Below are 12281 nucleotides of genomic sequence, written 5' to 3'. Positions count from 1 at the left end.
TGGCCGCTTGGGTGGGCGCCAGGGTGGACGCCAAGGTGGACGCCAAGGTGGACGCCAGGACGTGTGTCGGGGCGGCGCAGGTATCCCCGCACGCCAGGCCGCTGTATCATGGTATGCCTTAATTGTTGGGTAGGACTTCCCAGCGACCATTAAGTGTTTTTTAATGCGGGCGGAAATAGCGTTCAGGCAAAGAAACGGGAAGCCCTCAACGATGACGATCAATCTCAATGAAATTCCCGAGTCCATACGCTGCGAGGACGAGAGTTTCCTTGCGGAATGCGACGATCGGATCGCCGAACTCGTCGCTTTGTGGCGCTCGCGCCTCAATGGCGACGACTTGCCTGAACGGCGTGCCATAGAACCACACGATATCGTTCAATTGCTGCCCGACATCATGTTGGTCGACGTGGTCTATCCCGGTCCTGAATTCAGTTACCGTCTTGTCGGCACGCGGGAGGTTGAGTTCCGTGGCTACGACCCGACCGGGCGGTCGGTGCGGGATGCCTTTGCCGGGTTCGACGGCAATTTCTGTGATGGCAATTACCGGTCGGTCGTCGAACGGCGCGGTCCGGTCTATATCGTTGAGTACGCGCCGACCAAACTTGGCGCGGTTGCGCGCCGGGAAACAGTGTTCCTGCCCTTTGCAAGCGATGGCGCGACGGTCGATATCGTGATGGTCTATTCCGTCACCGACCTCAGCCTGGGCGACACTTTCGTGCCGCAAGCCGAATTGCTCAAAATGGCATCGGGCGACTGATCGGCACCGCTGCCCCTCGGCTTATTTAATCATCCGAATTTCAGCCGGTGTTTTAAGGGTATAGAGCATGGCCGGGCGATGCGCGCCGTCGGATTTCTTTCGCCCGGTCTCTTCAAGAATATCAAGCGATAGAATCCATTTCCGAAAATTCCGCTTGTCGCGTGCCTGCCCTGAAACCGTTTCGTAGAGCGATTGGACGTCGGACAGGGTAAATTCCGCCGGCATGAATTTCAGGCCCACCGTCGAATAATCCAACTTCGCCGTCAGCCGTTCCCTTGCCAGGCGGATGATCGCGCCGTGATCGAAGGCCAGTTCGGGCTGTGCGTCGATATCGTGCCATTGCGCGTCCATCGCGTCGGACCCGTGTTTCAGGGTCAATCCGGTCATCGGGGTCAGCGCGAAATAGGCGACGCTGATTACCCGCTCCCGCGGGTCGCGGTCAGGCGTGCCGAAGGTATAGAGCTGCTCAAGATAGATGCCGCTCAGTCCCGTCTCTTCTTCCAACTCCCGCAGCGCGCAGTCGTCGATGCTTTCGTCGATGCCGACGAAGCCGCCCGGCAGGGCCCATTGTCCCTGGAACGGGTCTTCCTTTCGCCGGATCAGAAGAATTTTCAGCCTGTCGTCTTCCACGGAAAAGACAACGATATCAGCGGTTACAGCCGGATGGGGATAGGTGTAGGTATAGGTCATGACTCTTAGTGTGTTGACGACACTTACTAGTTAGTGTTATTAAAACACTAACGGAAAGGGAAACGGCTCTCAAGCACAGCCCGCCTCCGTAAAAACGAATATCCAAGAAACCAGCCAATCGAGGAGTGAGATCCATGGCCGAGATCAAGAGATATCCCGTCGTGTCACAGTTGCGGGCAGACGCGTCATCCTACGTTCAACTCTATCGCAAGGGGAAACAAGTCCATGTGGGTCGAGGTTTGGCCTTTTGGTTCATGCCCGACGGGTCGTCCATCACGGAAATTCCGATGGATGACAGGCAGATGACCTTTGTGGTTAAGGGGCAGTCCTCCGATTTTCAGGAAATCACGGTTCAAGGGGCCGTGGTATGGCGGGTCGCGGATCCTACGATCCTTGGAAACCGGGTCGACTTCACCATTGACCTGAAAACCGGCGCGTTGGTTGCGCAGCCGATCAACCAAATCAACGCGGTCCTGACCGGCCTCGTCCGGCAATACACGCACGCCTATTTGCAGCAACAGGGTGTGCGCGACTTGCTGAAAGCGGGGGCGGCGCCGTTGCAGCATGTCGTGTCGGAGGCTTTCGCCGCCGAAGCTTCGGTCCGTGCAATGGGGCTCGAGGTCGTGACGGTCAACGTGGCAAACGTCGCACCCAGCAGCGAATTGGCGCGTGCTCTGCAGGCGCCGACATATGAAAGCTTGCAGCAACAGGCCGACGAAGCCTCCTTTGCTCGCCGTGCCCAGGCCGTAGAAAAGGAACGCGCCATCGCGGAGAACGAGCTGAACAATCAGATTGAATTGGCGGCCAGGAAAAAGGATCTGATCCAGCGTGAGGCGACGAACGCCCGGTCGAAGGTAGAGGCGGAGGCCGCCAACCGCCGGATCGATGCGGAAGCGGAAGCGGCGATGCAGACCATCCGTGCCGACGCGGAAGCCCACGGCATTCGCACCGTCGATTTGGCGAAGGCGGAGGCGGAAAAGGCGCGCATGGATGTGTTCGGCGATGTGGCGCCGGCGGTTCTCTTCGCCCTGGCCGCCCAGGAATTTGCCGGCAAGGTGAAGTCCGTCGACAGCCTGACGATCACGCCGGATATGCTGTCCGGTCTGTTGAGCCAAGTCGGCGGACTGTTCGGTGCGGGGCCGCAAACGGGTGCACAAACGGGGAGGGCGGTACAATGACCAGCCTGACCCCACGCGCGGTACTGGTTACGCGGCCGACGGAACTGGAGGAACTGATCGCCATCCACGCGACCCGTGGTCAGGCTGAATTTTTCCTAAACCGTCGGGGCCAGACCCTCGCGGAGCTGGAACAGCGAAGCGAAAGGCTCGCCTCTGCGGTGGACGGGGTGAAGCGGGCCCTGCCGGAGGACTGGGTCGTCGCCCAAGTGACGCGTGACGACCTCGACCGGTTCCTCTTCGCGGACCGGGATATCGTCATCGCCGTTGGGCAGGATGGACTGGTGGCAAATTTGGCGAAATACCTCGACGGCCAACCGGTCGTCGGGGTCACGCCGGCCGAAGAAGCCTCGGAAGGGGTTCTGACCGCGACGCCGGTTAAGGGCCTCCCCGTCCTCTTGCGCCGGGTTGCTGCGCAAGATGTAACGATCGAGCATCGGGCGATGGTCGAGGCGACGCTGGACGATGGCCAGAGCCTGACCGCGCTGAACGAGCTTTTCATCGGGCACCGTTCGCACCAATCCGCCCGCTACACGATCACGGCGGACGGCAGGGACGAAGATCAGTCTTCCTCCGGTGTGGTCGTCTCGACCGGGACAGGCCTGACCGGCTGGGCGCGCTCTATCCTGACCGCGACGCGGCGGCAGGCGGCCTTTTCGCCGGAAGAGCGGCGGGCGATCTTTTTCGCGCGCGAACCCTGGCCCAGCAAGGCGACCGGCTGTGACCTCGCGTTCGGCGAGGTCGCCGGCGACACAAGAATGGCCGTCACATCCCGAATGAACGACGGCGGGGTGATCTTTGCGGATGGGATTGAGCAGGATTTCCTGAAGTTCGAATGGGGGATCCGCGCGGATATCCGCGTGTCGGACCGAACCCTGAACCTCGTCCATCCCGACTGACCGGACGGCCGGAAACACCGTCGCAAAAGCCGAAAAACCCGAAGCCGGTCGGCTGCGGGATCACACGTTTCATTCGATTATCTTGATGATTTCGTCGGGATTGGTGCCCAGGAGAAGACTCGAACTTCCACGACCTTGCGGCCACTGGCACCTGAAGCCAGCGCGTCTACCAATTCCGCCACCTGGGCCCGACGAACCGGGTGTATCTGCGAGCAGACGGATAAAGTCAACACCGAAGAATCGCTTTCTTCAACTTTCCTGGACGAGAAGGGGGTTGCCGTGTTTTCCAGCGTGGAGAACTTGCGGTACGATCACATATCGGCGATATCGCAAATCGATTGGCAGCGGATTTGGCGGTCGGGTCGGCAGGCGAAGCGAACCGCCATGACAGGGAGAGTATGGGAAGATGCAAATGCCGAAATTGGTCACCGTCATCGGCGGATCGGGCTTCATCGGGCGGCAGGTCGTGCAGGATTTAGCGCAGGCCGGAATCCGGGTGCGGGTCGGCTGCCGCGACCCCGAGGCCGCGCTTGACCTGAAGCCGATGGGCGATGTGGGGCAAGTGACGCCGATCCAGGTGAACATCCGCGACGATGCTTCGGTCCAATCCGTCGTCCAGGGTGCCGACGCGGTCGTCAATCTGGTCGGGATCCTGGCCGAGGGCGGCAAGCAGAAATTCCGCGCTGTCCAGGCCGAAGGGGCCGGCAGGGTCGCCCGTGCCGCGACGGCGGCCGGGGTGAAATCCTTCGTTCAGATTTCCGCCATCGGCGCTTCCGAAACATCCCGCGCGGCTTATGCCCGCAGCAAGGCGATGGGGGAAGCCGCGGTGCGGGAGGCTTTTCCCGATGCGGTTGTCCTACGCCCAAGCATTGTCTTCGGGCCGCGCGACAGTTTCTTCAACATGTTTGCGGGAATGGCGCAGCTCTCGCCCGCACTGCCCTTGATCGGCGGGGGAAAGACCAAATTTCAGCCGGTCTATGTCGGGGATGTGGCCGCCGCCGTCATGGCCGCCCTGACGAAACCGGAAACCCGGGGCAAGACCTATGAACTGGGCGGCCCGGCGGAATACAGCTTTAAGGAGCTGTTGGAGATGATGTTGAAGGAGACAGGGCAGAAAGCTTGCCTCCTCTCCATTCCCTTTCCTGTCGCGGCGTTGATGGGGACGCTGACCGGCTGGCTGCCGGGCGCGCCGCTGACGCGGGATCAGGTCGAAATGCTGAAAACCGACAATGTGGTGTCATCCGGGTCGGAAGGGCTTTCGGCGCTCGGCGTGACACCGACCGCGATTCAGGCGGTCCTGCCGACCTATATGGATGTCTACCGCCGGGGCGGGCGTTTCGCGTCAGTTTAACGCCCGGTTCGGGTTCGGTGCCGATGGAATGCCAGGAAAGGACCAGCGCCTGGAAAGGGCTGGCCCCCAGGCGTTCTAACCGCAGAACGGGCTGGTCCCCTCGCTAAGGCCATAGCCATAGACCCAGTAGAGCAGGAACGCACCGAGCAGAAGCCGGTAGATGACGAAGGGGCCGAATCCGGCATGCCGCAGCCAGCGCATCATCAGCGCGATGGCGATCAGGCCGGCTACAAAGGACATGCCGGCGGCGAGGACCACATCCGCCCCCAAGTTGAGATTGCCCTGCTCGTAGATATCAAGCCCGGTCAACAGGCCCGCCCCCATAATGGTCGGGATGGACAGCAGCATCGAGAAACGGGCCGCTTCCGACCGTTCCAATCCCAACAGGCGCGCCGACGTCATGGTGATTCCGGACCGGCTGGTGCCGGGGACCAATGCCAGAACCTGCGACACCCCGATCATCAGCGCGGACGCGACGCCCAGATGCTCAACCCGCCAGACCGTCATGCCGACGCGGTCGGCGACCCAAAGCAAAATACCGAAGCCGATCGTTGTCCAGGCGATGATTTCCACATCGCGGAAGGCCATGGCGACATAATCCTTGGCCAGGAAACCGACGATGACCACCGGGATGGTGCCGACGACGACACTGATCAGAACCTTGGTCTGCGGCCCGCCGCGACCAGTCACCAACCGGCCGAAACCGATCATCATCATCCAGATGTCCCGCCAGAAATAGAGCGCCACAGCAAACAGCGTCCCGACATGAACAGCGACGTCGATTGCAAGGCCCTGGTCCTGCCAACACATTACCTTGCCCGTCAGGACCAGATGGCCGGATGAGCTGATCGGCAGAAACTCCGTCAGGCCTTGGACGATGGCCAGGATCAACATTTGATAAAGAGCCACGGTTTCCCCCGGATTTTGGTGGCTGAGAGCAGGCATTCCCGCCATTGCGGTGCGGTGATCTTCTGCCTATCGCGAATCGGTTCGACCTGCAAAGGAAGAGCGTTGCGGCAGAAAGGTCCGAAATGGGACTAAAAGATTCTCAAGCAGGATTCCTTTGTTCCGCATTGCGGTAAAACCACCGGAAACGCAAAAACAATAGTTAACATATGTGAACTATATTGATGTTTTCGGTGGCCAGCGGCCTTGTGCCTGTGTATAGAACCCCTCCGCCGGTATTATGGCGAAGAACTTTTACGCATTCAGGGTGCCCCGTTGGGGTGTCTCTGTAGGGTGCTCTTGCAAAAGGTTTGGGGCAGGAAGGGGTCGCTTCGATGACAACCGATCAGATGTTGAAATTTGTGACGCGTCAGCAGCGGACACCGACGAAGCGGTCCGCCGGCGATCGCCGCGCCGATTTCGAAGAGATCTATGAGCAGTACAAGCCTGCCGAAGCTTCGGCCCAGGCCGGGCGCTGCTCGCAGTGTGGCGTGCCCTTCTGCCAGATCCACTGCCCGCTTCAGAACAATATTCCCGATTGGCTTATGCTGACCGCCGAAGGCCGCCTGGAAGAGGCATATGAAGTGTCCGCCGCGACGAATACATTCCCGGAGGTTTGCGGGCGGATTTGTCCACAGGACCGCCTGTGCGAAGGCAATTGTGTGATCGAACAGTCCGGCCATGGCACGGTAACGATCGGATCGGTCGAAAAATACATCACCGATACCGCCTGGGAAGAAGGTTGGGTCAAACCGATTCGCCCAAAACGGGAGCGTCCGGAATCGATTGGAATCATCGGCGCCGGCCCCGGTGGTCTGGCCGCGGCGGACAAGCTGCGCCGGCGCGGATACGAAGTGCATGTCTATGATTGTTATGACCGTGTCGGCGGATTGATGGTCTATGGCATTCCGAATTTCAAACTGGAAAAGGAAGTGGTCCAGCGGCGCGCCGACTGGCTCGCCGATGGCGGCATCCAATTCCACCTGAACTGTCGTGTCGGCGAAGACATCACCTTCGCCGAATTACGGGACAAGCACGATGCCGTGCTGATCGCGACCGGCGTTTACAAGGCGCGTGACCTGGCGGTGCCGGGGCGGGGCCTGGGAAATGTGATTCCGGCAATGGACTACCTGACCGCCAGCAATCGGGTTGGCCTGGGTGACGCGGTGCCGGAATTCGAAAACGGCAGCTTGAATGCCGAAGGCAAGAACGTGGTCGTCATCGGCGGCGGGGATACCGCGATGGACTGTGTCCGCACCGCGATCCGCCAAGGCGCGAAATCGGTCAAATGCCTGTATCGCCGCGACAAGCTGAACATGCCGGGATCACAGCGCGAAGTGCAGAACGCGGAAGAAGAAGGCGTGCAATTCGTCTGGCTGACCGCGCCGGAAGCCTTTGTCGGCGACAGCGACGTTACCGGGGTTCGCTCGGTCCAGATGCGCCTTGGCCGCCCGGACGCGACCGGCCGCCGTTCGCCGAAGCCGGTAGACGGCAGTACCGAAGTCCATGATTGCGATCTCGCCATCCTGGCGCTCGGTTTCGATCCTGAAGACTTGCCCGGCATGTTCGGGGACCCGGACCTGCCGGTTACCCGCTGGGGCACGGTGCGGGTCGATCATCGCACCAAGATGACGGGTTTGGACGGCGTCTTCGCCGCCGGCGACATCGTGCGGGGCGCCAGCCTTGTCGTATGGGCGATCCGCGATGGCCGGGACGCCGCCGCAAGCATTCACGAATTCATCCAGGCGCGCGCCACCGCTGGCGCAGCGGCCGCGGAATAAGGGGCGCTTCGGCGCGGGGAAAGGGGGTGGTTTCATGACTTCTTCTAATCAGGATCAAGCAGCATGGGTCGAAAACTACCGGCGGGAGGCCGAGCGCCTCGAACGCGACGGTCTGTATATGCCCAGCACGGAAACCTCGGCCTGTGGCGTCGGGCTTGTCGCCTCGATCGACGGTACCCCACGCCGGGACGTGGTTGAATCCGGCATCCAAGCATTGAAGGCCCTATGGCACCGAGGCGCGGTCGATGCCGACGGGAAGACCGGCGACGGCGCCGGAATTCATGTTCAAATTCCGCAGGAATTCTTCCGCCGGCACATTCGCCGCACCGGGCATGAACCGGGTGCGGGTCTGCTCGCCGTCGGCATGGTTTTCCTGCCGCGCACCGACCTTGCGGCGCAGGAATCCGTGCGCCAGATCGTCGAGTCCGAAATCATCCGCCGCGGCCACCGCATTTATGGTTGGCGCCAGGTTCCGGTCGATATCACCGTAATTGGGGAAAAGGCGAACGCGACCCGTCCGGAAATCGAACAGATCATGGTCGAAAACGCACGCGAAGTCAGCGATCAGGCATTCGAGACGGATCTCTACATCATCCGCCGCCGGATTGAGAAGGCGGTTTTGGCGCAGAATATCCGGGACGCCTATATCTGTTCGCTCAGCTGCCGGTCGATCATTTATAAGGGCCTGTTCCTGGCGGAGCAGCTGACGACCTTCTATCCGGATCTGCTGGACGAGCTCTTCGTCTCGAACTTTGCGATCTACCATCAGCGCTATTCGACGAACACCTTTCCCGCCTGGCCGCTGGCGCAGCCTTTCCGCGTGCTGGCCCATAACGGTGAGATCAACACACTGCTGGGCAACGTGAACTGGATGAAGAGCCACGAGATCCGGTTCGACGACCCGATCTTTGGCGACGCCGTGGATGACATCAAACCGATCATCCAACCGGGCAGTTCGGATTCTTCGGCGCTGGACGCCGTGTTCGAAACACTGGTTCGCACCAAGCGCGATTTGCCGGAAGCGAAATCCATGCTCATTCCCGAAGCGTGGGAACAGTCCGAAACGGTGCCGCAACCCCACCGCGACTATTACCAATACGCCAACGGGATCATGGAGCCCTGGGATGGCCCCGCCGCGATCTGCGGTTATGGCGGCCGATGGGTTCTGGCCGGTCTGGACCGGAACGGCTTGCGCCCGCTGCGCTATGTCGTCACCGGTGACGGGTTGCTGATCGTCGGTTCGGAAATCGGCATGGTGAAGGTCGACGAAAAGACCATCATGGAAAAAGGCCGCTTGGGCCCGGGCGAGATGATCGCGGTGGATCTGAAAAAAGGCCGCCTGCTGCATGACCGGGAACTGAAGGATTATGTCGCCGAAAAGGCGCCGTTCCATGAATGGGTTCGGAACATAAAGACCTTGGACCGCAGTGAAGAGGTCGCGCCGGAGCCGGAGATGTCGCGCGACGATATCCGCCAGCGGATGGTTGCCTATGGCTGGTCGCTGGAAGACCTTGAACTGATCCTTCAGCCGATGGCCGAAACCGGCAAGGAAGCGACCGGGTCCATGGGTGACGACACGCCGGTCGCCGTTCTGTCCGATCAATACCGGGGCCTGCACCACTATTTCCGTCAGAACTTCAGTCAGGTGACCAATCCGCCGATCGACAGTTTGCGCGAACGGTCGGTGATGAGCCTGACCACGCGGCTCGGCAATCTCGGCAATATTCTGGACCAGGATGCCAGCCAGTTGGAAATCCTGGAACTGGCATCGCCGTCGCTGACCAATGCGGACTATAAACGGGTCCGCAAGTTCCTGGGCGAAGCGGCGGTCGAGATCGACTGTACCTTCGGCGCGGAAAAGGCCGGTGAAGCCGAATTGCGGGAAGCCGTCTATCGCATTCAGCGCGAGGCCGAGGACGCGGTGCGCGGCGGGGCCATGCATCTTGTCCTGACCGATCAGGGCATGGGCGACACGCGTGCGGCCATCCCGATGATTCTGGCCGCGGCCGCTGTTCATACGCATCTGGTCAACACGCAATTGCGGACCTTCACCTCCATCGGGGTGCGAACCGGCGAATGCTTCGACGTGCATTACTATGCCGTCCTGATCGGCGTGGGGGCGACCTGCGTGAACGCCTATCTGGCGGAAGAAGTGATCGGCGATCGTCACCGCCGCGGGCTGTTCGACGACCTTACGCTGGACCAGGCAATCGCCAATTATCAGAAATCCGTCAGCGACGGCTTGCTGAAGATCATTTCCAAGATGGGAATATCGATCATCAGCTCCTATCGCGGTGGGTACAATTTCGAAGCCGTCGGTCTTTCCCGCAGCCTGGTCGCCGAATTCATGCCTGGCCTGCCGTCGCGTATTTCCGGCATCGGGTTGAGCGGCATTCAAGCCCAGGTTCTGCGCCAGCATCAGCGCGCGTTCGACGACGATTTCCTCGCGCTGCCGGTCGGCGGTTTCTACCGCTATCGCCGTGGCGGGGAATCTCATGCCTGGGAAGGCGATTTGATCCACACGCTGCAAACGGCAGTCGCCGGGGACAGTTATTCGATCTATCGACGCTATGCGGAAGGGATTCGCAATCTGCCGCCGGTCAATCTGCGCGACCTGATGGATTTCGACTATTCGGGTGAACCGGCCCCGCTGGATGAGGTGGAGTCGATTACCGAAATCCGGAAAAGACTTGTGGCGCCGGGTATTTCGCTTGGTGCGTTGTCGCCGATCGCGCATGAAACATTGTCAATCGCGATGAACCGGATCGGGGCAAAGTCGGATTCCGGCGAGGGGGGCGAAGATCCCGCCCGCTACACGCCGCGGCCGAACGGCGACAATGCCTCCAGCGCCATCAAGCAGGTCGCATCCGGCCGCTTCGGCGTCACCGCTGAATACCTGAACAATTGCAAGGAAATTGAAATCAAAATGGCCCAGGGTGCGAAGCCCGGGGAAGGCGGCCAGCTGCCTGGTTTCAAGGTTTCCAAGATCATTGCAAAGTTGCGGCATTCCACCGAAGGCGTGACGCTGATCAGTCCGCCTCCGCATCACGATATCTATTCTATCGAGGATCTGGCCCAGCTGATCTATGATCTGAAGCAGATCAATCCCGAGGCTAAGGTTTGCGTGAAATTGGTTGCCCGCGCGGGTATCGGCACGATCGCCGCCGGTGTCGCCAAGGCGCATGCGGACGTAATCCTGATTTCCGGTCATTCCGGCGGTACCGGGGCCAGCCCGCAAACCTCTATCAAATATGCCGGCCTGCCTTGGGAATTGGGCCTGTCGGAAGCCCATCAGGTGCTGACCTTGAACGGGCTTCGCCATCGTGTCCGCCTGCGGGCCGACGGCGGCATGAAGACCGGGCGCGACGTTGTAATCGCCGCGATCCTGGGGGCCGAGGAATATGGGTTGGGCACGGCCAGCCTGGTCGCGATGGGCTGCATCATGGTCCGCCAATGCCACTCCAACACCTGCCCGGTCGGCGTCTGCACGCAGGATCAAAGCTTGATCGACAAGTTCACCGGCACGCCGGAAAAGGTCGTCAATCTGTTCAGTTTCGTCGCCGAGGAAGTGCGCGAGATTCTGGCCGGTTTGGGCGTTCGGTCGCTCGCCGAAGTCATCGGCCGGACGGATCTGCTGGCTCAGGTCAATCGCGGCGCCGAACATCTGGACGATTTGGACCTGAACCCGCTTCTGGTGCGGGCCGATACCGGCGGCACGCCCGCCTATTGCACATTGGAGGGACGGAACGAAGTTCCCGAAACCCTCGACGCGCAGATGATCGACGACGCCAAGGCGCTGTTCGACGACGGCGAAAAAATGCAGCTGCAATACAATGTGCGGAATACCTACCGGGCGATCGGAACCAAAATCAGTTCAAAGATCACGCGGCAATTCGGCATGACCGGCTTGGCGCCGGGCCACCTACATGTCCGCATGCGCGGATCGGCCGGGCAGTCGCTGGGCGCTTTCGCGGTTCAGGGGCTGAAATTGGAAGTGCTGGGCGATGCCAACGACTATGTCGGTAAAGGCTTGTCCGGGGGCACCATCGTGATCCGCCCGATCACGGTCAGCCCGCTGGCCAGCCAGGACAACGCCATCATTGGCAACACCGTGCTCTATGGTGCGACCGCGGGCACGCTCTATGCGGCCGGGCGGGCCGGCGAGCGTTTCGCGGTGCGGAATTCCGGCGCGGTGACGGTGGTCGAGGGCTGCGGTTCAAACGGTTGCGAATATATGACCGGCGGTGTGGTCACCATCCTGGGAACGGTTGGCGATAACTTTGGTGCGGGCATGACCGGCGGTATGGCCTTCATTTATGACCGCGACGGCGATTTCATGCACCGGCTGAATCCGGGCTCGGTCTCCGTCAATCGGCTGGAAACCGACTATTGGTCGGATTTCTGCCGTCGGCATATCGAGGACCATTTCCGCGAAACCCATTCGAAATGGGCGGACGGTCTGCTCGCCGATTGGGACCTGAACCGGCAGCACTTCTGGCATGTCGTGCCGTATGAAGTCATCGACAAGCTGGAACACCCGGTGTCGATCGGCGGCGATCAAGCGGCGGTTCCAGCGGAATAGAACGCCTTCTGGTTGTCTTTAAACGGCGGGCCCGGTTTCCCGATTGATCACTCTTGGATCGATTTGGGCAACGGGCCCGTTGCCGTTCCGGTCATCGGCGG

8 protein-coding genes and 1 tRNA gene are annotated in these 12281 nt (G+C 60.8%); 6 read left to right on the top strand and 3 right to left on the bottom strand.

The window, feature by feature from the left end; all coding sequences use genetic code 11:
* Positions 1 to 211 precede the first annotated feature (211 nt).
* The gene (locus EOI86_RS11965) at positions 212 to 757 is read left to right on the top strand and encodes a PAS domain-containing protein (RefSeq protein WP_161973806.1); all 546 of its coding nucleotides are present in this window, start codon (positions 212 to 214) and stop codon (positions 755 to 757) included.
* 21 nt (positions 758 to 778) lie between these two features.
* On the opposite strand, the gene EOI86_RS11960 is transcribed toward EOI86_RS11965, so the two are convergent.
* A complete protein-coding gene (locus EOI86_RS11960) occupies positions 779 to 1447 on the bottom strand; it encodes an NUDIX hydrolase (RefSeq protein WP_127765437.1) in 669 nt (222 codons plus the stop codon).
* A gap of 134 nt (positions 1448 to 1581) precedes the next feature.
* On the opposite strand from EOI86_RS11960, the gene EOI86_RS11955 reads away from it, so the two are divergent.
* Together EOI86_RS11955 and EOI86_RS11950 are read left to right on the top strand one after the other, a co-directional pair.
* The gene (locus tag EOI86_RS11955) at positions 1582 to 2625 is read left to right on the top strand and encodes an SPFH domain-containing protein (RefSeq protein WP_127765436.1); all 1044 of its coding nucleotides are present in this window, start codon (positions 1582 to 1584) and stop codon (positions 2623 to 2625) included.
* Positions 2622 to 3521, top strand: a complete 900-nt coding sequence (locus EOI86_RS11950; protein ID WP_127765435.1) for an NAD(+)/NADH kinase — start codon at positions 2622 to 2624, stop codon at positions 3519 to 3521. Before EOI86_RS11955 ends, EOI86_RS11950 begins: the two co-directional genes overlap by 4 nt.
* A gap of 101 nt (positions 3522 to 3622) precedes the next feature.
* Here the strand turns inward: EOI86_RS11950 and EOI86_RS11945 are convergent.
* Positions 3623 to 3709, bottom strand: a tRNA-Leu gene (locus tag EOI86_RS11945).
* 224 nt (positions 3710 to 3933) lie between these two features.
* On the opposite strand from EOI86_RS11945, the gene EOI86_RS11940 reads away from it, so the two are divergent.
* Positions 3934 to 4872: a complex I NDUFA9 subunit family protein gene (locus EOI86_RS11940; RefSeq protein ID WP_127765434.1), complete on the top strand. Its 939-nt coding sequence runs from the start codon at positions 3934 to 3936 to the stop codon at positions 4870 to 4872.
* Positions 4873 to 4947: 75 nt separating this feature from the next.
* Here the strand turns inward: EOI86_RS11940 and EOI86_RS11935 are convergent, their stop codons facing one another.
* Positions 4948 to 5781, bottom strand: coding sequence for an undecaprenyl-diphosphate phosphatase (locus EOI86_RS11935; protein WP_127765433.1), 834 nt, complete (start codon positions 5779 to 5781; stop codon positions 4948 to 4950).
* Between the two features lie 371 nt (positions 5782 to 6152).
* Between EOI86_RS11935 and EOI86_RS11930 the strand changes: the two genes are divergently transcribed.
* Both EOI86_RS11930 and gltB read left to right on the top strand, forming a co-directional pair.
* Positions 6153 to 7598: an NAD(P)-dependent oxidoreductase gene (locus EOI86_RS11930; RefSeq protein ID WP_127765432.1), complete on the top strand. Its 1446-nt coding sequence runs from the start codon at positions 6153 to 6155 to the stop codon at positions 7596 to 7598.
* A 34-nt stretch (positions 7599 to 7632) separates the two neighbouring features.
* Positions 7633 to 12180, top strand: a complete 4548-nt coding sequence (gltB, locus tag EOI86_RS11925; RefSeq protein WP_127765431.1) for a glutamate synthase large subunit — start codon at positions 7633 to 7635, stop codon at positions 12178 to 12180.
* The last annotated feature ends 101 nt before the right edge of the window (positions 12181 to 12281 follow it).

The organism is Hwanghaeella grinnelliae, from assembly GCF_004005845.1.
In the GTDB taxonomy this organism is placed as follows: Bacteria; Pseudomonadota; Alphaproteobacteria; order UBA8366; family Aestuariispiraceae; genus Hwanghaeella; species Hwanghaeella grinnelliae.
The sequence above is the reverse complement of the archived record's forward strand: the minus strand, read 5'-3'. Positions and strand labels throughout refer to the sequence as shown.